A 22,019-nucleotide genomic window follows, 5' to 3' on the forward strand; every position below is an offset into this window, starting at 1 on the left:
CCCTTCATAGATCTATTATTTCATCCTTGGCGGTGGGGCATCATCTTCCGATGATGCCATTTTTCTAGGTGGCTTCGTTGAATTCCCGATACAGCTCGATTGTGGGCAGATGTGCATCGATAGTCTCGCGCACCTTCGCGGCCATCGGCAGGTTGTTTTTCTCGTTTTTCCACACATCCATAAACCGTTCGACCGTCTCGCGTGCTGTGTCGAGGACCAGCTTTTCGGACAGCGCCGACTTGGCTGCCAGATGTGCAAGCTCATCCTTGGATAGCTCCGCCATTCTTTTCGTGCGTGAAAAGTTAAGCGCCGCCGTATCCTCCCCCTCGATATAGGGGATGGTCGATAGCAAATCGTAAGCCGGCGAGAGCGCAGGAGTGCGGCGATCGGGGTAGATCAGAGACCAATTTTTCAGATGCATGTCACCATTGCCGATCAGTGTGCTGAAGACCAACCGGCGGATGAACTCCGCCACGTCGGCCGTGCTCGTCTCGATGCCGAGGACGCGGGCGATCATCCGGTAATTGCCCTTGCTGTACTTGTCATCCGGCTTCACGCCGAACACTTGCGCAAAATCCTCGATGTGTACCGGGCCCTCCGGTGTACGGTCGAAACGTCTAATAGCGAGCGCTTGCCCATGCAGTTCGCCCACGCCCTGTGGCAAGCCGCTCACTGCATCCAGCTCGACCAACTGGATCTCCGGCACGTCCATGCCCATCATGCCGGCGATGGTCATCATTGAGAATTCGTTTTCTGGCACGCCGCTATACTGCTGGGAGGGCAGCTTTACGATCCAAGATCCACCTGTACCCTCGGCCGGAATAGTCAGGCCGCCTCCCTTCGTGGTGTTCTTGAAGGCCGAGAATTTCAGCTGCACCCCGGCCAGCGAAAAGCGCAACGCATTCGGTCGCGCTTCGACAGAAGCCTGCTCATCATCAGGCGGCAGGTCATCGCCGTCGGAGGGGTGTACCGTTACCGCACCAGGCAGGTCGCGGCCGAGCATCCAGAGCAGGAAAAACTCCCGCGTCTGTTTTACGCCGGCGCGCTCGGCGAGGTATTTGCGCAACGGGCCTTCCGGCAACAGGTTCGAAAAGAACGGCGGGACCACTATGTTATACGGACGGAACTTCGTAACCAGTGCGCCGAACGGGTCCTTGAATGACAGGCTGAGTGTGGGCCGCTTCTCGTCTTCGATATAGGCCTCGTTGAATGCGAAGATCGAGCGGCCATCCTGCAGGTTCGTCAGGGTGGCGACTGGTTCGCCGTTTAGCTTGACATCGAGCACCGTGACTTTAGGCATCGTCGTCCTCATCCAGTGCGTAGGCCGAGCGCGGGACCGCGTCATCGCGGTCGCGATGCACTGCGGCGTTGCGCAGCTGTCTTATCTCGCGCGCGATTGCACCCATTTCTTGCCGTGACATCTTATCGGCCCGGGAAGTCTCCAGGCGGTCGGCTGCCCGCTTGAGCATGCCCAGCTCGTCAGGGGTCAAAGGCAAATGCCGAAGGAGGGCCAGGCTATCCTTGAATATGTCCGCGTCGGCCCTTGTTCCAGCCCCATAGCCGAACTGCGCCAACCATCGCTCGAGACGAGCCACAAGTTTGCGCTGGTCGGATGTAAGGACGTCATTTGACGTCGAGCTGCTATCGAGGATATTGCGGATCGCCGGCATCAGCTTCTTTGGCGCAAGTACGATCTCGAGGTCGAGTGCACGCGCCACATCCACCAGGCTGCCTAGTCCGGGCTCCATCGTGCCCCGTTCGATCTGAGAAATATGGCTTTGCGTCAGGCCCGAACGTGCGCTCAGCTCACGCTGGCTTACTTTCTGCCCTTCCCTGGCAGCGCGTAATTGCTGCGTTATATGCTCTGTCTTGTATGCCACGATCACTATCCTGTATCACATGATATCATCTATACAGTATAATATATAGACAACTCTGCAGAGGAGTGCAACATTGATATACAGAACCGCATCACTCAGATGATTTATATATAATCATATATCGGCGCAACAGTGCAGGCTCACAATACGGATCTAGCCTCTGTAGCCACCCATCAGGATGCGCAGATCGGCCTGTGCAGACCCTCCCGGCATCGTATCCGCTGTGAAAGGGACATTGATATAGGCCTGCCCGTCAGGTTGCGGCTGGCAATGCACGCCGAATTCCTCGAAAAGCTGGAACCCGACTGCACCAACATCGATCAGTGCATCATAGCTCGGCCAGCCCCCACGCGTATCCCATAGGCGGCGCAGCTGCTCCACCAGCCGGCCGATGACCCTGACAAAAGCCTGATCCTCGGTCGGCAATTCGGGCGCTACCTCGCAGAGGGTGTCGTATTTGTTCATCCCGTCCAGATGGCCGAACAGGTAGGATGCGATCCGCAAGGGCTCAAGGATGACGATACCGACTTCCTCAAAGACCCGCACCACATTACCATGCAGGCGATAGGACCGGATGGCATCGCGCGCCCTGCTACGGCAATCCTTCAGCCGGACGGCCAAATTGTCGCGGAAACGGGCTTCCTCGTTGACCGCGAACCCCGCCGACAAACGGCAGACCGCATATTCACCCCAGCAGGCTTCGGCGAAATGCTGCTCGTGATCGCGGATGAAATGTCCGGTCGGCGGACGAAAATGGATGCCAGGGAATTGGTCCTCGCGAAAGGCGTTTTCTTCGACATGCGCGCATTCATGGGCGATGATGGCAATGGCCGTACGGAAATCCTCTTCGTCGCGATCGGCCTCCTCGAGCACAATCGGGCATACCGGACCCGCCGACAAAACGATATGCGTCTTAACGGCGTCGCCACGCATGACCACGATACTCTTTCCGACGCCGGCCAAGCCCTCGTCATTGGTACGGCTCAACGGCGCCAGCCCTTCGACGCCGCGATCGAGGTCACGCAGCGCCTCGTCGTAATCGACCGCTACGGTCACACCGTCGAGCGCGCTGATATCGATATATTCCCCGACCTCGCGCAGAATGTGGAACATCTGCTGCCCGAGGCATTCGGCGCCGTACTGGTTGGTGATGCCCCGTACCGTCACCTGGATCTGCGGAAGCGTGGAGGCAGGCACCTCTTGTCGCGGCGTGTCGCTCGTATCCATATTAGCCCCTCACTCCGCTCGCCTCATGCGGTTTCACCCAGCTGCGCCTGCCCGCCGGCGGCAAGCACCTTATAGCGGGCATGCAGGTCATAGAATGCTTCATCGCCCACCATGGTGGGTATCATGCGCACAAGGCTGAAGACGCACAGCAAAACGGCGAGGCCGAGTATGTTCAGCGTCTCCTGCAGCTCGTCTTCCTCCAGCAGAGGATCGAGGCTGAACAATGCGGTCCCGTCCGCCAGGAACGAACGATGCCGTAATAGCGAGCTGTAGGTGACATGTGCCGTGTCGGCCGAGATCTCACGATACATGTGCGCCATGCGCGGGAACTGGCTGTCCTTGCTCAGGTCACTCGGCTTTAACTGCGCGCCCTTCTTGTCATTCAGGAATTCCTGCAGCAGCTTACGCGACCCGGCATCAAGGTCCGTCTGCATGTCCTTAAACGCCTTGGCTCTCGACCATTTACTCTTGGCTTCGTCATCCTTGAGCGCCTGCAGATAATCAGGCTTGCGGCGCGCCGCATCCATATGGATCGCGCATTCGACGACCTTGCGGCAGGTACTGCGCATATCGAGCACCTTATCATGCTCAGCGAGCAACAATGCCGTGTCGAACAATGTCAGGGCACGGGCGAACAGCGCGAATTTCACGAACAGCAGTTCGGGCTCTTCGCCTTCCGGCGCATCGAAGCTGTCCACGTCCGCGAGCTTCGCCGCAGCCATGCGGAAATCCCTCATCCATCGCAGCCATGCTTGATTTATCTGGGGCTGATCATCATTCATGCGATTCTTCCTGGTTGCCACCGGTACGTGCGGAGTCAAATAGCTATCCCGGAGGATAATCCCACCGCCAAATGGTTCAGCGGAATGCGATGCGACTATGCGATAATCAGGAAGTCGGAAGCCGTCAGCACCAAACCTTTTTCAGAGAGGCGAACTGGACCGCAGCAGCCTTTCCGTACTGTCAGCCTCATACTGGAGAGCACCCGTGTCTTTACATGGCCATTCCTACATCGTGGCGGACGTGAACGGAATGCGGAAGCCGCAATTACCGTGCTCGTCCCATTGGAAGAAGAAGCCACCCTCGCCCAGCACATCGATGATGATCTCGCCGATCGGTGCGAATTCGCTTCGATCTTCCCATTGCCCGTACCTGGACCACAGTTCTCTTAGCGCGGTGCGCAGCCTTTCGAAAAACGGGGCGAACCAATGCCCTTCCAGCGCCCCGCGGACCGCAGGCACCTCGTCTATCGTCAAGCCGTGACCGTCCATATGGCCGAGCAGATAGCTGCCGCTCGTCATCAGGTTCTGGTAATACCGCACGACCTCGGAGAGTATTCGGTCATGGTCGTGATCGGTGCGATAGCGCCGGATACATTCGTTTGCCCGGTTCATCGTTTCGTCGAGATGGGTGATGAATGCATTGGTGTAATCCTGCAAAGGATCTCGGCCGAACGGGGCTGCGATACGGCAAGCCGCATACTCATCCCAGCAGGCGTTTTCGACCTGCCCTTCGCAGGCATCTGCGGCATTATCGTAGATTTTTTTTAGCAGCGTATCGGGGAACGCCTTGTCAGTCGTCATGGTGAGTTCGACATGTGCGCATTCATGAGCGAGCAGATGCAGGGAATGGGCGTAGTGCTCATCTTCCTCGTCCGGCAGTGAATAGATATAGGCAGCGTTCAGTACCAAATGCGATTTGAGAATACCGTCTCGAATGACGCTCGGCGCCATCGCAACGCCTTCGACCAGCTCGGAACTGGGCGTTAGGCGGTGGTCCGTTTCATATCCTCTATCGAGTGCGAGAAGCGCTTCCTTGTAATCGACGGCGATAGTGATGCCGTCCAGCCGCTCGAGATTGATGTAACGGCTCAACTCCCGCACATAATTGCCGACGCAATAGGCGAGCTTCTCTCCTGCTTTTTCTTCCATGCCTTGGACTGAAATACCAATGCTGGGCACAGTGATCGGTCGCTCTTCCTCGGTGATCTCAGTCATGCTTCCTCACGCTGCCTACAAGTGCGTCTTGGCCCAGACCAGCGCGGTCAACGCCCCTGCCCTTGCCTCTTCCACGGATGCGAATTCCTTGTTGCCGCTGCGGGTCGCACCGTTCTTGCGGTTCGTTACCACCACGCCAAAGCCTGCATTTTTGGGGAATACCGTCAGATTATACCCTTCGGTGTTGATGTAATCATTGCCCTTGGCCGAACGTTTCCACGAGCGCTCGGCCCATGTCTTACGGCGTTTGGCGAGGCTCCTTAATCCCCTCTCCCGTTCTTTCGGACGGGCATAGTCCTCTTCCATATGTTCGGCACAGACGCAGCCAACGGCCAATGATTCCGTGGTCTGGCCGTGCTCCATATAATGGACGTAGCGGATGTTGACGCTTTCGCACATTTCGCAAAGCTGGGAAGGCTCACCCAAATCCTCGATCCCGACACATGACCATCCCTTTTTGGGCACCCCAGCTTCGGACCATTTGCCATGACTCGTATGATCCCTGGTCATCGCGTCCACTCAATCTTGACCTCTATTTCACGATACTGAGCTTTGAGCGTCGGACTTCACTACCCTCATTGTCGGTACCGTGCTGGGGCAGAATACAAAATAAAAGTCGTTCGACCTCAGTCATTGGAAGCGATAGCTCATCGGCAACGTCCACGAGACTTTTCCGCTCCGCCCAAAGCTGGGATAAAACCTTCCCCCATAGCACAGACGTTTCCCTGGGGATGCCATCAGGTTCGCTCGTGCGATAACCGCGTTTCCCAAGCTCGATACATATGGAACGGTATTGCCATTCGGAGAGCATGGGTCTGGTAAGATGTGCCAGTCGGTATGCCAGCGCCATTGCCGAGACGCGCCACCTTTTCTTCGCCCGTAAAATGAGATCAGCCGTTATAAGACGGGGCATTCTGACCCTAACGTCTTCCTCCGGCATTAGAAAGGCGGAAGCGAAGCGGTTTGCCTCCACCTCGGCCGTGCGTGTATCTTCGTCCGCACCTGAGGTTTGGCCATGCCTGTGCAGGACCAAATGGCCCAGTTCGTGAGCCGCATCAAAAATACTACGCTCCGCCGATTTGAACGAATTCAGAAACACATACGCTTTGTCATTTTGCCAGAACGAGAATGCATCGACATTTGCCGTGGTTTCTTCTAGCCCCAGGACGCGGATGCCTTTGGCCTCCATCAGTTTCATCATGTTTGCGATGGGTTGGTAGCTGAGGCCCCAGTGCTGGCGGAGAGCATCGGCGGCAGCTTCAGGTGTCAATTCCGGGTCGAAATGCGGCAAATCTAACGCCGGTAGATTGTATCGATTTTCAAGCCACTCATAGACTTCGACCCCGTTATCGCCTGCCGAGAGGGCAGCGTTTCGTTCTTTCGCGGTCATGCTCGACAGGCTGCGAAAGCTGACGATTTCTGCTGAAAGGAGTGCAGGGTCCTCCTTGAAGAAAAACTGCACGGGATAACCGAGAACCTCTGCGAGTTTCTCAAGTGTTCCAGAATCAGCCTGGTTCTGACCGGTTTCAAGCCGCGTGATTGTGACCGGCGATACGCCGGCCTTTTCTGCCAGTTCCTTCGCTGTCAGCTTCTGCCGTTTTCTGGCGAGGCTGAGTCTCTTTCCATTGAACATGATTGTTCGGCTTTATTTTCGACTGACGACGATATCCAGATCCGGATCGTTGGTCGGTTCATTGATGCCAAAATCGACCGTGTCCAGATCGCCACCCTCAATCAAAAATACGCGATCGATACAGCGAAGGAATTGGCCATTCTTCACCACAGGTAAGCTGAGTTCCATTGCGCCAAACTGATCGACCATCAGGTAATATGTTTTGTGGTCTCCATGAAACTTGACCACGCTGATAGGGAGGTCGATACCGGCAGCTTCAAACATATCGCCACAAGCCACGCGTTCGGAGCCAGCGCCTTTTCGAGACCGCGCTTTAGGATCCGCTTTGCGGCAGGCTTGATTGACATTTGCAAAGAGAACTCGAAGCTTGAGGACATCATTGCGGATGCCTTCCACACCTTCCTCGCTAAAGATCTCCCAATTTCCACCGAGGTTTTCGGCTCGAAGGCCCCTCACTCCGTCCATATACGCGAACATGCCGGCGGCATTGGTGGGATGCAATGGTGAGGCAGTAGCAGCAGCAGCAAGTGCGTGATGACCTGCCGCGATCAATTTCTCACGCTCAAGTTCCAGACGAGCAAGGTAAAGGTCGCCAATCTCTGGATCAGTGATTGTCTTTGGGCTGATATTTTCCATGCCGCCTACTCATGTTAATTTTCTCAACCTCATTTGTGGAGGAAAAAATTAACATGGTCAAGCTAGAAGAATGAACTCGGCTAATTCACAGGACGCCCCATGCTCGAAACCTCCCCCTCCCCGTCATCTCGCGCAGGCCAAGCTCCAAAACGATCCGCCGCGCCGCCTGTGGCGTCACGTCGAGCGTCTTCGCCACCATGCCGGCCGACACCAATGGCTTCGCCATCACTAGCTCGACCAGTTCCGGCAGTTTTGACGACGTCCGCCGTCCTTCCAGTTTTCGGTCCATCATCGTTTTCGCCAGCGTCAGCCGGTCATGCTCTTTCATGCCGATCTCGGCGGCCGCCAAAAGCCCGTGGGCGATGGCCAGCAGCCGAGCGTCGCGATCGCGACTGCGGCGCCGATCGACGGGAATGGTTTTCAGACCTACATTGATGGCGGCCAGGTGCGCTCCAGTGGTGATGCCGGCATGCCGCAGGATCGAAGCGATCAGCAAGCGGCCAAGCCAGGGCGCGTGTTGCAGAACAGCGAGCTCGTTCCAGGCATCGAGGGCGACGATCGCCTGCAGCACCGCCGGAAAGTTTTCGGCCTGACGCAACACGCCACGCCATTCATCGAGCCGGACATCCTCGTCCCAGTCGAGATCATAGACCAGCGGATCGGCCGGAGCCCGGCCGGGCTTTTTGGCTCGTTCGATCGCAGCGTCAGAGCGCGCGAGCAGCGCATCGATAGCAGCATAATCGACGCCGGGGAGATCTTGGGCGTCGTCGGTGTCATCCCCCTCCCCTTCCGGATCGATGGCGACCGCTGACCGAACGACGCTGGCCGGCTCGACCGCCTCAGCGCCGACCGGATGTATGTCCGACGTCTGTCGCAAAGTTCGGATACCCTCTGCCGATAGCGCCCAGCCGGGGAGTTGGCCAGAAATGCGCCGGCGGGTGCGCAGCACGTCGCGAGCGATTGTCAGTTCGTGGGTGGGTGTGCGAATATCGCGGGTGGCGTCGTGCAGGACGAGATCTTCGAGATGGACGAGTTCGCCGTCGATCCACAAGGAGGCGCAGGCATCGGCAAAATTTTGGCGTTCGATCCACCCGCTTCCGACCGGCGAGCGGGCGATGCGCTCGTCGAGACGGGTCAGAGCGACACCGGCGTCGAAGGCCGGCCGGATCAGGGCTGTCATGCTGATTTTCGCGATATCGTAAGCCATTGAAATTATGGTAAATGATTTCTTATAGGAACTCTATATGAATATTGCGGTTCCTCACATGGTATGATTGATAGTTGAGTATATAACCATCGATAAGTACTGGTTATCGATGGTAGATCGACAAAGCCAGCAAATCACCCTATCGTCGCGCAATCCGCCCTTCCGAAAAGGCTCCTGCCATGGATGATCACGTCCGGTTCGCCCTCGAAAAGCTGCTCAATGTCGCCCATCAGGATGCCGGCCAGGGGCGACGGGTGGCGAACTTCCTGCTGGCGTGGTGGAACGCCGACGTGCATGGCGGCTTCGACCTGACCGACCTTGCCGATCTCGATCCTGAAATCTGCGAGGACATTGTGACCGTCTTCACCTGGATGGCGCGCGAGCAGACGCTTTCCTATCCCGACGCCTATAAGTCGGAGATCGTCGAAATCATTCGCCGCTGGCGGCCGCACGTTGAGATCGACTAATGCCGAAGGCATCCAAGTCCGCCGGTTTGTCCGGTGTCGAGCGGCGGTCTGTCGAACTCGACACCATCGCGTCGGTGCTGCCGATCGATCGCCGCGACGAACTGGCCGAGCTGCTCACCGACCAGGACGTCGAGACGCTACGCCATCTCGTCAACGAGGGGATGGGCGCCAACACGCTGCGGGCGCTGACCTCGGATCTCGCCTATCTGGAAGCCTGGGGATTGGCGGCGACCGGACGATCGCTGCCCTGGCCGGCGCCCGAGGCGCTGCTGCTGAAATTCGTCGCGCATCACCTGTGGGATCCGGAAAAACGTGCTGCCGATCCGGATCACGGCATGCCGGCCGACGTCGACGAAAAGCTTCGGAGCCAAGGTTTCCTGAAATCCGTCGGCCCGCATGCGCCATCGACGGTGCGCCGGCGGCTGGCGAACTGGTCGACGCTGACCAAATGGCGCGGTTTTGACGGCGCTTTCGCCTCCCCTGCCCTCAAATCAGCCATTCGGCTGGCGATCCGAGCCGCGCCAAGACAACGTCTTCGCAAGAGCGCCAAGGCGGTTACCGGCGATGTGCTGGCAAAACTGCTGGCGACCTGCGCCACCGACAGCCTTCGCGATCTGCGCGACCGGGCGATGCTGATGGTCGCCTTTGCCTCCGGCGGCCGTCGCCGCAGCGAGATTGCCGGACTGCGGTGCGAACAACTGACCGTCGAGCCGCCGATCGAGGAGCCGGATGGCCCTCCCCTCCCCTCGCTCGCCATTCATCTCGGCCGCACCAAGAACAGCTCTGGCGAGCAGGACGAGCTCGTTTATCTCACCGGCCGACCGGTCGTGGCGCTGAATGCCTGGATGACGGCCGCGAAGATCGACAGCGGCAGTGTGTTTCGGGCGATCGGGCGCTGGGGGACTGTGTCGCGGCGGGCGCTCGATCCGCAGTCGGTCAATGCGATCATCAAGCAGCGGGTGGAAATGGCCGGGCTGAAGGCTGGGGAGTTTTCGGCGCATGGGCTGCGGTCCGGCTATCTGACCGAGGCGGCAAACCGCGGCATCCCCCTCGCTGACGCTATGGAGCAATCGCGGCATCGGTCGGTTCAGCAGGCATCAAGCTACTATAACAACGCGACCAGGCGCAGTGGTCGCGCGGCGCGGCTGCTTTAAACCAGGATGAACTCGGTGCGACTGAGAAGTCGTCGTCTCCCGACCAATCTCATTTGAACTGCCGGACTTCCCGAGAAAGCCCCCTCCCCTACAACTCCGGCAATGCCTCAAACGGATCGAGTACCTGAACGCCCAAGGGCCCGAAATGACGCATATTGCGAGTCAAGACCGTCAACCCATGTACTTTAGCCGTGGCGGCTATCGCAATGTCTTCAAAACCCGGCCGGTGGGCGCGAGCGTCATCAAGAATCCGGCCAGCGGCATGCGCGCACCTGAGATCGAACGGTAACAGCTTCTGCGCGTAGAGATATTCGATGCTCTCCCACCAATCTTTCAGCCGCTGTGCCTTGGTGGTCGCACCATCCCGCTCGGCTTTGGCGATCCCGGATTTGACCTCAGCGGCCGAAATGACCGACAAAAACAATTGCGAACTTGCCTTATCGAGCCATTCGACCAGCTGGCCGGAACTTTGCCGTTTGGACGGGGCGAGGGCGGATATGACGTTCGTATCGACCAGGAACATCAGAGATCAACGTCTCGGGGCGGGTTGCTGCTGCGAGCAGGGATATCAGTCTCATCGCCGGGGAACGCTGCCAACAAACGGCCAAAGCTTGGCACGCGGGATAGTTTTTCATACTCCTCGAATGAAAGCACTACGGCTTCCTTTTTGCCGTGTCGAGTGATGATGGCCGGATTGCCATGGATGGCCTGGTCGATAACCGCAGAAAACGTCGCCTTGGCATCCTTGAGCTGGATTTCTCTCACATCGGGCTCCATCTGTAACTATAGTAGTCATATAACAAGATGAGGTTATTTGAGCAAGAGTTAGAAGTTTCCAAAAAACGCTCACGTCCGTTCATTTTCTCGCGCGTTCCTTATTTTTACAATACACCCGAAAGCGCGCGACAAAACCATGGCAAAACGGCAAGTCGCCAATCCAGCCAATCGGCGCATTCCGTTCCCTGAGGCGATGGAGCAGTCACGACATCGCTCGGTGCAGCAAGCATCCAGCTACTACAACAACGCCCCATGGAGGAACAATAGGCGGCGCGGTTCATCCCATGAGCCAGAATAACCTTGCAATTCTGGAGAACTGATCCATAAATGCAGGGATGATCGAACGCAGAGTTGGAACCAAACTCCTGGACCTCGTTGACGACAGCGCTGCTGTCGCCCTGCTCGGCCCTCGCCAAGTCGGCAAGACGACGCTGGCCCTCGATATCGGCAAAACCCGCCCCTCCATCTATCTCGATTTGGAATCGGAGACAGATCGAGCCAAGCTGTCGGAACCGGAGCTCTATCTAGCAAGTCATGACGACAAGCTGGTCATCCTCGATGAGGTTCACCGTCTTCCGAATGTTTTCCAAGTCCTACGCGGCTTGATCGATCGCAACCGGCGGGCCGGGCGCCGCGCCGGCCAGTTCCTGCTGCTCGGTTCGGCTTCCATCGATCTTCTTAAACAGTCTGGTGAGACGCTCGCCGGCCGCATCGCCTATCTTGAAATGCAGCCTGTCGACGCATTGGAAGTGTCGGCAGACGCCCTCGATACGCTTTGGCTGCGGGGAGGCTTTCCCGATAGTTTACTTGCTTCCAGTGACCGTGGGAGCATGCGCTGGAGGCAGGATTTCATTCGCACCTATCTCGAAAGAGATATTCCGCTTCTGGGACCGCGCATCCCCGCCGAAACGCTGAGACGGTTCTGGACCATGCTGTCACACCACCAGTCCGGACTCCTCAACGCAGCCGAACTCGCCCGTTCCCTTGGAGTTGATGGCAAGACCGTTGCTTCCTATCTCGATCTACTCGTCGACCTGCTTCTCGTGCGCCGCCTCGAACCTTGGCATGCCAATGTTGGTAAGCGGCTGGTCAAATCACCAAAAGTCTATGTAAGGGACAGCGGCATTGCCCATGCGCTTCTTGGACTTGGAAGCGCCGAACAATTGCTCGGGCATCCAATTGTCGGCTCCAGTTGGGAAGGCTTCGTGATCGAAACACTGATCGCCGCATCGCCAGACGGTACAGCGGCCAACTTCTACCGTACAGCGGCCGGCGCCGAAATCGATCTGCTGCTGACCCCTCCAGGCCAAAGACCCTGGGCAATAGAGATCAAGCGAAGTCTGTCGCCCAAACTCGAAAAAGGTTTTTACCTGGCTTGCGAAGATCTCCAGCCGCAAAAACGCATCGTTGTCTATCCCGGTGGAGAGGCCTTTCCTCTCTCAAACGACGTGACCGCGATGTCGCTCTCGGCCGCCGGCTGCCTTTTGCTTGACCGATAGCAGAATGCTCGTCCGGCGGACAGCGTGATCCTCCACCGCGCCAGGCCCCCCGATTTGCGGCGCGCATTCACCCCTGCCCTCCCCTGCTGGCGTGCGGCTGCCGAACGTCTCGCGACGGCCCCCACACATGATCTCTGTCGAGGTTGATCGGTGTGACCCGAGCCATTTGCGGTCGATCTGCGATCCGATCGATACGTCCGTACCACAAGGCAAAGCGTCAGACCTTTCCGAGGCCGGTTTGGGTAGATCGGCCCCAAGAACCGCCACCAGTGAAAATTTGCCCCGCTCAGCCTTGCGCGTTAGGTCACGCAGATAGCCCCGCCGAGTTGATGTGCCCTACCGGCGCGAGGTTGCAGGCTACCCCGGCGGCATTTTCTGGCCCCGTCACCTCGCACGCGTCCCGGTAGGCCGACAGCCTGATTCCCAGTATCGACTCACGACCCCGCAGCAACCATTGTTTCGCGCCAACTTCCGATCGTACCCCCAGGCCAAAACGTCGCGATCTCGGGGCAGGCCGCCTCACCCTTTTGGCTGAGGCACGTAGGTTCGTTCTCATCCGTCATTGAAGCACCGAGGCATCATTTCCCGCTCGTGGGGTTCCTGCTCGATCAAATCTGCTGGCAAAGATTTACAGGCATTCGCTCTGAATAATGTCGGTAGCGACCTGCCGTATTCAGGTGCTATGCGGAGCTTCCGGGCTGTGGTCACCAGTCCTAGGACGACCACGCTTTCCTGCTGCGGAGGTGAAGCCACTCCCCTTCCGGGGCACTAGGACGAATCGACAATCATCGCAGCCAAATCATAGTGGCCACGAGATAGACGAATCCTTGAAAGTGGATGGTTCTGCGGTCGTAGCGCGTCGCGAAGCGGTGGAAGTGCTTCATTCGGTTGAAGCAGCGCTCGATGCGGTTTCGTTTGATGTAGGCGAGTTTCATCGTGCGGAATGATGATCTTGCGCGAGCGGCTTGACGGGATCACCGCCTCACGATGAACGGCGTCGCGAGGCGGTGCTTTTAGCCAAGCCGCAGCTCTAATAAAGATCCTCTGAGGTATCTGCCTTACCGAGACGTCTGACCAGGCAACGGGCTTGGCCAGGATCAATCGCCGCTCGCGTTGGACCTCCGCGGACCCTGACATCGCAAGACGCCCCTACCTTTACGTCCGCCTCCTGTATTTGCAGAATATTAGCGGCATTCGACCGGAATAGGATTGCTTCGACATCAGCCACCTCAAGCAGTGTTCATCGCCAAAACCCTGACAGCTGTCAGGGTTTTACTATATGCAGCATCGACCTCACGACCACCGCAGCAGCCAGAAACGGACCAGGATGTCGTCTCTCCGCGGGGGCCTTCGCAGAATCACCGCCCACCGCGGAACCTTCGCGGCCCTGTCTTGTTCGCTGATCCGGCGGAGAGCAACCCTGTACTGGATTCACTTTCGCAATTATCCGGGCCGCTTCACATGCTGAAGAAGGACTGCAGATTGGAGAGACCGATGCGCGCTTTAGTCTGGCACGGAAAGGAAGACATCCGGTGCGATACCGTATCGGACCCCGAAATCGAGCATCCGCGCGATGCGATCATAAAGGTGACAAGCTGCGCAATCTGCGGCTCCGACCTTCACCTGTTTCACAATTTCATCCCGGCCATGATGCCGGGTGACATCATGGGGCACGAGATGATGGGCGAAGTGGTCGAGACGGGCTCGGGGATCAACGGCAGCCTCAAGAAGGGCGATCGGATCGTCGTCCCCTTCACCATCACCTGCGGCGAATGCGACCAGTGCAAGCGCGGCAACTTTTCTGTCTGCGAGCGCACTAACCGCAAGAAGGATCTGGCCGACAAGGCGTTCGGCCACACCACCGCTGGCCTATTCGGCTACACGCATCTGACCGGCGGCTACCCTGGCGGTCAGGCCGAGTATCTGAGGGTGCCGTTCGCGGACAAGACGCACATCAAGGTTCCCGACAGCCTCACAGATGAGCAAGTGCTCTTCCTTGGCGATATTTTCCCGACAGGCTGGCAAGCCGCTGCCCAATGCGACATCGAACCCACCGACACGGTGGTTGTCTGGGGCTGCGGTCCGGTCGGGCAGATGACGATCCGCAGTGCCGTGCTTCTGGGTGCCAGGCAGGTGGTTACGATCGATTGCATTCCCGAGCGTCTTTCAATGGCAGAAGCTGGCGGCGCGATCACCATCAACTTCAAGGACGAAAGCGTCGTCGAGCGGTTGAACGAGCTGACCGATGGCAAAGGACCGGAAAAGTGCATCGATGCGGTGGGGCTCGAAAGCCATGTCTCGATGCGTCAGCCTGATACCCTCCTGGATCGCGCCAAGCAGGTCGTGATGTTGGAGAACGACCGTCCGCATGTTCTGCGCGAGATGATCTATGTCTGCCGCCCGGGCGGCATCATCTCGATTCCAGGCGTCTATAGCGGTCTCGTGGACAAGATTCCGATGGGCATGGCCATGAACAAGGGCCTTACCTTCCGCATGGGCCAGACCCATGTGAAGCGCTGGACCGACGACCTGTTGCGCCGCATCGAGGACGGCCAGATCGATCCGTCCTTCGTCATCACCCACACCGTCGGGCTCGAAGAGGGTCCGGAAATGTACAAGGTGTTCCGCGACAAGCAGGACAGCTGCATCAAGGTTGTTCTGAAACCGTAAAGGTAGGGTTTGAACATGTCTCTTCTCACCAACATGATCCGCTCGGAAGGTGATCCGAAGGTGCTGCGCTCAGGCCCCAGTTCGCTCAGCTCCTCCGATCGGCTGGCGCGCAATCTTGGCTGGTTCAGCATCGGTCTCGGCCTGGCCGAGATCTTTGCGGCTGGAAAGATCACGACTGCACTCGGAATGCGCGGCAAGGAAAACCTTGTTCGAGCCTTCGGCGCGCGTGAAATCGGCTCTGGCTTTACGACGCTGTCGGTGGACAAGCAGGCAGGGCTTGCAAGCCGGATAGCCGGGGACGCACTGGACATCGCAACCCTGGCCACGGCCCTGCGGCCTGACAACCGCAAGCGGGACAACGCCGCATTGGCGCTGGCTATGGTCGCCGGTGTCACCCTTCTCGACATCATCGCAACTGGCGTAAGCGCCGCCCGCCATACCAGGCGACAGCGCCAGATTCGCAACTATGACGACCGCAGCGGCTTTCCAAAAGGCGTCGAGGCTTCGCGCGGCGGCGCCCGTAAACAGCTGGCGGATTTAAGGTCAACGCCCGGAAAAGCGACTGGCACCTCCGAACAGCCTGACAGCGCTGGTGGGTGATCAAGGCCCCCTCAGCGTGCCAACAGCGAGCCATGGGCGATCGCCTTTCAACCAAGCAGGCGACGACGGTCGCAAATACACCTCACCGGTCGCGGTCAACTAGGCTCCAGAGAGATAGCACTGTCAGGAGCCGTAATTGATCGGCTTGCATCGACGATGCCGTCATCTCCGGGATTCCCAAACCGCCATTTCCGCGCGGCAGTTTCTCAGGCCCCTAAAGGGCGGGCTGGTGAACCGCCGACTACGTTCATAAAGCCGAACAAGGTCGGTTCGACCCAAGGAACCGAAGCTAGACCAGATGCGTGCCTTCCTACGGCTTCGTGAGCGCGGACGGCACATTTAGGGTTCCTACGTCCTGTTTTATCCAACTCCCAAAATGGATTCTCGTTCGCCTGCCTTTCTCACTCGTCGTAAGCGTCCTCCATTGCCTGGATCTCGAACGCCGCTCAGACGGCAATGGTTGCCATCCTGAGGTGCTTCAAGCTGATCACGGCCCGAACCAAAGATCTGGCGCCAGAGCCTCGACGCTCCTAATTCCGGAGAACTCTTCAACGCGTGGTGCAACGTCTGCCAATTTGCTGGCGTTGAGAAGAGGACCGGACAAGCCAAGGCTTGGCTGTGGACTTCTGTTATGGGCTTGATGGCCTCGCCGCTTCAAGCGCTGCATCGAGTGCTGACTGAGGGATGTCGGCTTCAGGCATCCCTACGTGCGCCAAGGCGTTCCGAACGCCATCAATGCCGTGTTTCGCGGCGATATCCGTCAGCGCCGAGCGCCATCGGGAAAGCCCATCGCCCGCGTCGCCAGATCCTGTAACAGACCGATCTTCAAGGCCTGATGCGATCATCGGTGCAGCTTCGGTACCCCAACGGCTCAAACCATAGTCCAGTGCTTCCGCTTCGGTCATACCGCAAAACGTAAATCTGCTCCCATCCGTCGTAAAAACGGCAAGGTTCCCATTGGGCTGTTTCAAGAAATAGGATGACACGGAACGCCTCACGCAAGGACCGGAGAAAGACGATTTTCTGTCGCGACAAGAAAGCTGGAGCTATCCTGTGCTAGCCCCTACCCCACCGCGCCCGATGACATGGCCCCAGATGGTTCCAATCACTGGGGCCGGGCTGGTTCGAGCACTAAGGACGATGTTGCCGCTGCCGTACGCTCGCATTGCTATGGTTATCTTTCGGTTATTACAGACTGACCTCAATCTTTCAACTGATCAAGGTTCGGGTACGGCCCTCGCTGTATTCGAAAAAAGTGGCACGGCAGTCCGGGGCATGGACCGGCCGCGCTTTCATCCGCGGCGGTCGGGCCAATGTCCGGCAGGCCCTCTTTAAAGGAAACAAGGATGCCATTCCAACTGACGAAGCTGGAGTATCCTTGCTGGTCAAGGCAAGGGCGGCTCCTATCTTCTGCCGTGCCCGAGGAGCGCGTTTGCCAGGTCGATGAGTTTTCGCATCATTCCAAACAAATCCCGGGGACCTGCGTTAGCTCTACCTCCTCCCTTAGTTCCGGGCTGGAGATAAAAGCTTGGCCTGTCAATAATCGTTCCTTTTCAGCTAGTTAGCTCCGTGGTCAACTGACCACTCAGCGCTTGAGCAGATTTAAAGCGACTTGCCCGACATGCCGCCCCTTAATCAGAGCTCAAACGGCTATCCAGCCTTTAGGCCAACTTGGCCGTTTACCTTCAGCAATGCCATTATCATCGGACCAAGCGAGAACTCCCCGAGCTCGGTACGCCGCGTCAGATCTCTTAGATACCCTCCAGCAGAATTGATGAAATTCGCTCTTTCCAGAATGCAAGCAATCGCTGCTGCCGCATTCTCCGGCCCCATCGCTCCACACGCGTCCTGGTAAGCCGACGCGCTGACCCCCAGCATAGATCGAACTACCACCGCGGCGGACATCAGATCCCGCCAGCTTTTAATCTCGCCACCCGGCCCATAATCGTTGATGGCCGGGCATGCCTTCAGGATCGTCCCTAGCGGGAACGCTTTCACGGCCTCGCTCCTTGACCGGCGGATTTCGCTCGGCTTTGCGCCCTGCTCCCTTCTAGAGCAAGGTTCAAGTTCATTAAAGGATTCGGGTTTTGAATTCTGTATGTGGCGCTCGCTATGAGCAGCATTGGTGCTATTATTTGCTAAATTATCTCGGATTTCCAGCCGGTTGATTATCTCTTCCTGGAGCATCCGCATTTCTTCCAGAACGCCCGTCACGTCAGCGAGCGTCGGGGCACGGGGAATCCTGCCCACAAGCGCCACATAGATGTCCTCGACCGCTTGCCAATCGCCATCCGCTCCCTCTTCCATGGCTGCCGTGATTAGCTTCCGGACGTCGCGTCGGCAAATCGTCAGACTTTCTTTGGCCATCCTGAATGCTGCTCGGGCGGCTGTCACCTGCTGTGCCATCATAGCTAGCTCTTCGGAGCGCGCGAGAAGCGGAGACAGGTCGAAGCCAAATGCGGTCTCGATCTGACCGGCACCATCCTTGCGAGCGTATCGCTTTCCGTTGGCGCTATCCTTCCGGACGATCAAGCCTGACTCCACAAGCGCGGCTATGTGCCTGCGCAAAGTCGCGCCAGCCATTCCATGCGCTCGAAGTGCGAGCTGGGTGTTCGACGGGAAGACGATCAGTTGTGCGTCCTGACGCAACTCCGTTTCCGGGTGAAAGCTCAACAGCGCATCGAGGACCGCGAGACTATTGGACTGAATTCCAAGCAACTCCATGGCGGCGGACGCATCTCTAAACACCTTCCACTTGTCGGCTGTCTTGCCTTTCTTGATATCGGCCAACGCCGTCTGGCGCCGCAGGAGCGCAAGCGTCATCGGCCGCCGCCCAAATGGCGTCGTCACACTTCTCGTTTGCATCATCTTTCACCTTTCAGCAGGCAAACGAAATCAGCTCACCAAAACGGCGCTAAAGACTCTTGACGAGGATTCGAGGAAATGCGATTCTGTTCTTGCTACAGAGACAGAAGGGCTTCCGCGACGGCGACGTTGAGGGGGCTCTTTTCTTTTGCGGGTTACTCTCCCTGTTTCAATTGGTTCTCTGCGCGATACGCTTGATACAGCGCTGGCACATGCGCGAGGACGAAGGTCGCAAAATCAGGCGTCGCCTTCCTGTCAATGGTAATTTCAAGTTTGGCCTTGGTCTGAGTCACCTGTGCAATTCTGGTGCCGTCAGGGGTGGACATGACCTCTGGAAGTCCGCGCGCAACCCGGCTGGGCTTCAGCCTGGCAATAACTGCCTTGAACCGTTCTGCTGATGGCAGCGCTTGGACTTCCTCCGACATCGCATATTCCGACACGTCAGCCGGTGAAGACGTTTTCTCAATCAGTTCGGCGAGTTGTTGCCAACTAGGCCGTCCAACACCGGGAGCAGCACCAATCGCACCGATCAGGTCAGAGGGGAGGGCGTCTACGAGCAGAAGCATCTTCGACAAATTGCTCTTGTCGATCGACATCGCGGCAATGACAATCTCTCGTGAAAACTGCCTATTTAGCTGATGTGCGAAGCGCGCTTTTTCGATGAAGGTAAGATCTTCGCGTTCATTGTTTTCCTGACCCTGCGCTACGACCAGTTGCTCGTCTGTCAGTTCGCGAACAACCGCCCTGACCGGGATTCCCAGCTCTGAAACTGCGCGGAGCCGCCGGTGGCCGAAGGCAACCTGATATCGGGAGGGTTGCTCCGGATGAGGTCGCACAAGGATAGGGACTTGCTGTCCTTGCTCACGGATCGAAGCAAGGAGCCCCTCGATGTCCCCCTGCATACGATCCTGCACGAAAGACGGCTCAATTGACGAGGCATCCAACTCTATCACTGCCTGACCTTCAGCAAGACGCCGCTCAATCTCTTCGGCACGGCTGAGACGATCGTTTTGCTCTCGCAGTGCGTTTCCAATGTTCGCGGTGAGCTTTGTTGCGGGATCGCGCTCTTTCCTTGCCACGCCGAGAAGCGGCATGGATCGGTTCTTTGCCGCCCTATTGTCGGCAGATGACGTCTCGGGCGCATCTGTCGAGACGCCAAGGATGTGCTTCCGGCTCATGTGGGTCTACCCCATGCTTTTTTAATCAGTGTTTCGATCTCGTCGTTGACGGCATTCATCGCCTCCAACGCTCGGTCATAGGTAGAGCGCGTAAACTGACCACGCTCGACTTCAAAAAGGGTCTGGTTTGTCAGGCCTGCGTCTGAAACCGCCGTGGTTTTGAGCATCGGGAAATTAAGGACATTTTCCCCAAAGATCGACCGCAGATAACCGACCATCTGGTTTTGCGGCCCGTCGCTCGGTTCGAAGCGGGTTATCAGATAGCGCATCCAATTAAACTTGAACTCCGCGCCAGCGTTCTCGATTTCGCGCAGAAGGTTCGATGTCATTGCCAGAAACTGGTTCATCGACATCACGTCCAGCATCTGAGGATGGACAGTGACCAGGATTGACGTTGCGGCAGTCAGAGCCGAAAGGGTGAGGTATCCAAGCTGGGGAGGGCAATCGATCACCACGACATCGTAGTTGTCCGCGATGTCTTCTATCACCTGACTGATACGACCGTAAAAGAGTGTGTCGCCTTCCTTGCGCTTCATCAGAGCACGCGGCGTGTCGTGCTCAAATTCCATCAGCTCAAGATTGCCCGGGATCAGATGGAGATCCGGGATATATGTTGCCCGGACAACCTGCTCGATCGGAACCTGCTCTTCATCATATCTGATGGCGCCGTAAAGCGTCTCGTTCGGACCAACGTCGGTTTCCGGTTGGCTGCCGAAGAGCGCGGAAAGGCTGGCCTGAGGATCCAGATCTATCGCCAGGACGCGATATCCGCGCATGGCGAGATACTGTGCCAGATGCGCGGCTGTGGTGGTTTTGCCAGATCCACCTTTGAAATTCATAACAGAGATAACCTGAAGCTGCTCGCCATTTCGGCGATGCGGCAGGTAACGTCGGTTCCCGCGGCCGACCTGGTCCATATGCTTCCGAATCAAATGGATATCTTCAATCGAGAACATTCGCCGGCCACCCGGGCTCATGCTAAGATTCAACTCTGGCATCTCCGACGCGGTCTGGCGTAAATAGGACTCGCCAACGCCGAGCAGCTTAGACGCCTCTGACGGCCCGAAAGTTCGAATGCCCTTCTCAGAATGTGGTGCGAAGACCTTGAGATGATGTGCTTGAAGTTGGCTGGAGAGGGCGTCGGCATGACGCTCCATCAAGGCGGTCAATCCTTCAATTCCAGGTGCTGTTTTTGCGGCGGTCTTCGCCATCTCAAAACCCATTTGTTGCCAGTGGCGGTATTTTTCGCGAAACCGGTAAAGTTCCGCCACTTGCAATAAGCGCCGATTCTGTTTTTTGAGCAAGGCTTTTTAGGTTAACGATCGGTTAACACGGAAAAACTCGGAAATGTCAGACACAACAATTTTACGTTCTTCATCCGTAGGTTAGCAAGCCTACCATTCCTATATGTTCATGATATGTTTTGCTGTGAATCCTACAACCTAACCCCCGGGGTTTAGGCGAACAAACAACCGCAGTGAAGAAGTAGAGCTTTGTCCGTCTGCGACTCACTTTCCGAAGGCTTGTAGGATTCTACAACTGTCGGCCCCTCCCGATCTGTGCTGATTTCCCGCCGACCAACAACGACGGAGAAAATCATGCAGGTTCTCGCGCTCTCAATGCCCCGGACGATCCAAGAGGCGCATCTCCTACACATCCACTATCAGCTTCGTGCGCGGGTCTTTTCCGATCGCTTGGGCTGGGAAGTCGACGTAACGGCGGGGTGTGAGTCAGATAGTTTTGACGCGCTTCGGCCGACCTATATTCTTGCCGTCGCAGAGACCGGCCAACTTGTGGGGTGCGCGAGACTCCTTCCTACGCTCGGCCCGACAATGGTGACGGACGTTTTCTCGTCACTTCTCCCTGATGGTCAGCTCCACGGCCATGCCACGATGATCGAGAGTTCTCGCTTCTGCGTCGACACCGCTCTCGTGAAGGGGAGGGGGGACGGTTCCGTCCATGAGGCCACGCTGACCATGTTCGCCGGCATCATCGAATGGTGCATGGCGAATGGCTACACCGAGATTGTCACGGTGACCGATCTTCGATTCGAGCGCATCCTTGCCCGCGTCGGATGGCCGCTGCGGCGTTTGGGCGAGCCGAAGAAGATCGGCGTGACAATGGCCGTGGCGGGCACACTACCCGCAAATACGGACACGTTCCTCAGGCTCCGTCCTTCCAATTACCGCTCTGAACTCACCCCTCTCGGCCAGGCAGCGTAAGGAGAAA

The 22,019-nt window shown here is 57.5% G+C and carries 22 protein-coding genes and 1 pseudogene; 6 read left to right on the plus strand and 17 right to left on the minus strand.

Translation table 11 applies throughout. The features are described from left to right. Positions 1–64: 64 nt before the first annotated feature. The 9 genes from C5J22_RS19025 to C5J22_RS19070 all read right to left on the minus strand — a co-directional run bounded on the left by C5J22_RS19025 (position 65) and on the right by C5J22_RS19070 (position 8,589). A complete protein-coding gene (locus C5J22_RS19025) occupies positions 65–1,300 on the minus strand; it encodes a type II toxin-antitoxin system HipA family toxin (protein ID WP_105439461.1) in 1,236 nt (411 codons plus the stop codon). Continuing rightward, complete coding sequence (locus C5J22_RS19030) at positions 1,293–1,880, minus strand: helix-turn-helix domain-containing protein (RefSeq protein ID WP_105439524.1); 588 nt, start codon at positions 1,878–1,880, stop codon at positions 1,293–1,295. The genes C5J22_RS19025 and C5J22_RS19030 overlap by 8 nt, the downstream gene beginning before the upstream one ends. 153 nt (positions 1,881–2,033) lie before the next feature. After that, on the minus strand, positions 2,034–3,107 hold the full coding sequence (locus C5J22_RS31735) for a hypothetical protein (RefSeq protein ID WP_245440465.1): 1,074 nt from the start codon (positions 3,105–3,107) through the stop codon (positions 2,034–2,036). A gap of 23 nt (positions 3,108–3,130) precedes the next feature. Then, positions 3,131–3,889: a DUF5677 domain-containing protein gene (locus C5J22_RS19045; protein WP_245440466.1), complete on the minus strand. Its 759-nt coding sequence runs from the start codon at positions 3,887–3,889 to the stop codon at positions 3,131–3,133. 225 nt (positions 3,890–4,114) lie between these two features. Then, on the minus strand, positions 4,115–5,104 hold the full coding sequence (locus C5J22_RS19050; RefSeq protein WP_105439463.1) for a hypothetical protein: 990 nt from the start codon (positions 5,102–5,104) through the stop codon (positions 4,115–4,117). Positions 5,105–5,119: 15 nt separating this feature from the next. After that, on the minus strand, positions 5,120–5,614 hold the full coding sequence (locus C5J22_RS19055; protein ID WP_105439464.1) for a hypothetical protein: 495 nt from the start codon (positions 5,612–5,614) through the stop codon (positions 5,120–5,122). A gap of 22 nt (positions 5,615–5,636) precedes the next feature. Then, the gene (locus tag C5J22_RS19060; RefSeq protein WP_105439465.1) at positions 5,637–6,737 is read right to left on the minus strand and encodes an ImmA/IrrE family metallo-endopeptidase; all 1,101 of its coding nucleotides are present in this window, start codon (positions 6,735–6,737) and stop codon (positions 5,637–5,639) included. A gap of 12 nt (positions 6,738–6,749) precedes the next feature. Beyond that, positions 6,750–7,373: a hypothetical protein gene (locus tag C5J22_RS19065; protein ID WP_105439466.1), complete on the minus strand. Its 624-nt coding sequence runs from the start codon at positions 7,371–7,373 to the stop codon at positions 6,750–6,752. 85 nt (positions 7,374–7,458) lie between these two features. Beyond that, positions 7,459–8,589 (minus strand): RHE_PE00001 family protein, encoded by a 1,131-nt coding sequence (locus tag C5J22_RS19070; protein ID WP_172746708.1) that lies wholly within the window; start codon positions 8,587–8,589, stop codon positions 7,459–7,461. Positions 8,590–8,759: 170 nt separating this feature from the next. On the opposite strand from C5J22_RS19070, the gene C5J22_RS19075 reads away from it, so the two are divergent. Further along, the gene (locus C5J22_RS19075; protein WP_105439468.1) at positions 8,760–9,047 is read left to right on the plus strand and encodes a hypothetical protein; all 288 of its coding nucleotides are present in this window, start codon (positions 8,760–8,762) and stop codon (positions 9,045–9,047) included. Continuing rightward, positions 9,047–10,201, plus strand: a complete 1,155-nt coding sequence (locus tag C5J22_RS19080; RefSeq protein ID WP_105439469.1) for a tyrosine-type recombinase/integrase — start codon at positions 9,047–9,049, stop codon at positions 10,199–10,201. The genes C5J22_RS19075 and C5J22_RS19080 overlap by 1 nt, the downstream gene beginning before the upstream one ends. An 88-nt stretch (positions 10,202–10,289) precedes the next feature. Here the strand turns inward: C5J22_RS19080 and C5J22_RS19085 are convergent, their stop codons facing one another. Together C5J22_RS19085 and C5J22_RS19090 are read right to left on the minus strand one after the other, a co-directional pair. Next, complete coding sequence (locus C5J22_RS19085) at positions 10,290–10,724, minus strand: type II toxin-antitoxin system VapC family toxin (RefSeq protein ID WP_105439470.1); 435 nt, start codon at positions 10,722–10,724, stop codon at positions 10,290–10,292. Continuing rightward, positions 10,724–10,966, minus strand: a complete 243-nt coding sequence (locus tag C5J22_RS19090) for a type II toxin-antitoxin system Phd/YefM family antitoxin (RefSeq protein WP_040126068.1) — start codon at positions 10,964–10,966, stop codon at positions 10,724–10,726. The genes C5J22_RS19085 and C5J22_RS19090 overlap by 1 nt, the downstream gene beginning before the upstream one ends. A gap of 347 nt (positions 10,967–11,313) precedes the next feature. Here C5J22_RS19090 and C5J22_RS19095 point away from each other — a divergent pair, with 347 nt between their 5' ends. Beyond that, positions 11,314–12,477 (plus strand): ATP-binding protein, encoded by a 1,164-nt coding sequence (locus C5J22_RS19095; protein ID WP_105439471.1) that lies wholly within the window; start codon positions 11,314–11,316, stop codon positions 12,475–12,477. A gap of 249 nt (positions 12,478–12,726) precedes the next feature. Here the strand turns inward: C5J22_RS19095 and repC (C5J22_RS31740) are convergent. Together repC (C5J22_RS31740) and C5J22_RS32075 are read right to left on the minus strand one after the other, a co-directional pair. Further along, positions 12,727–12,992: pseudogene (repC, locus tag C5J22_RS31740) on the minus strand (replication initiation protein RepC); the annotation flags it as partial. 270 nt (positions 12,993–13,262) lie between these two features. Continuing rightward, positions 13,263–13,412 carry a transposase gene (locus tag C5J22_RS32075; RefSeq protein ID WP_105439472.1) on the minus strand — a complete coding sequence of 50 codons (150 nt, stop codon included), beginning with the start codon at positions 13,410–13,412 and terminating at the stop codon, positions 13,263–13,265. A gap of 559 nt (positions 13,413–13,971) precedes the next feature. Between C5J22_RS32075 and C5J22_RS19105 the strand changes: the two genes are divergently transcribed. Both C5J22_RS19105 and C5J22_RS19110 read left to right on the plus strand, forming a co-directional pair. After that, positions 13,972–15,147 (plus strand): zinc-dependent alcohol dehydrogenase, encoded by a 1,176-nt coding sequence (locus tag C5J22_RS19105; protein ID WP_105439473.1) that lies wholly within the window; start codon positions 13,972–13,974, stop codon positions 15,145–15,147. A gap of 15 nt (positions 15,148–15,162) precedes the next feature. Further along, on the plus strand, positions 15,163–15,747 hold the full coding sequence (locus C5J22_RS19110; RefSeq protein WP_105439474.1) for a hypothetical protein: 585 nt from the start codon (positions 15,163–15,165) through the stop codon (positions 15,745–15,747). A 629-nt stretch (positions 15,748–16,376) separates the two neighbouring features. Here the strand turns inward: C5J22_RS19110 and C5J22_RS31290 are convergent. From C5J22_RS31290 to repA, 4 genes are all read right to left on the minus strand, one after another. After that, the gene (locus tag C5J22_RS31290) at positions 16,377–16,733 is read right to left on the minus strand and encodes a hypothetical protein (RefSeq protein WP_172746702.1); all 357 of its coding nucleotides are present in this window, start codon (positions 16,731–16,733) and stop codon (positions 16,377–16,379) included. 664 nt (positions 16,734–17,397) lie between these two features. Then, positions 17,398–18,612 (minus strand): plasmid replication protein RepC, encoded by a 1,215-nt coding sequence (gene repC / locus C5J22_RS19120; RefSeq protein WP_105439525.1) that lies wholly within the window; start codon positions 18,610–18,612, stop codon positions 17,398–17,400. Positions 18,613–18,767: 155 nt separating this feature from the next. Continuing rightward, complete coding sequence (repB, locus tag C5J22_RS19125; protein WP_105439475.1) at positions 18,768–19,790, minus strand: plasmid partitioning protein RepB; 1,023 nt, start codon at positions 19,788–19,790, stop codon at positions 18,768–18,770. Further along, complete coding sequence (gene repA / locus C5J22_RS19130) at positions 19,787–21,001, minus strand: plasmid partitioning protein RepA (RefSeq protein WP_105439526.1); 1,215 nt, start codon at positions 20,999–21,001, stop codon at positions 19,787–19,789. Before repA ends, repB begins: the two co-directional genes overlap by 4 nt. A 387-nt stretch (positions 21,002–21,388) precedes the next feature. Here repA and C5J22_RS19135 point away from each other — a divergent pair, with 387 nt between their 5' ends. Then, entirely contained in the window at positions 21,389–22,012 is a 624-nt protein-coding gene (locus C5J22_RS19135; RefSeq protein ID WP_105439476.1) for an acyl-homoserine-lactone synthase, read from the plus strand. Positions 22,013–22,019: the final 7 nt, after the last annotated feature.

Origin of the sequence: Neorhizobium sp. T25_13, assembly GCF_002968675.1 — a bacterium.
Classification (GTDB): Bacteria; Pseudomonadota; Alphaproteobacteria; order Rhizobiales; family Rhizobiaceae; genus Neorhizobium; species Neorhizobium tomejilense.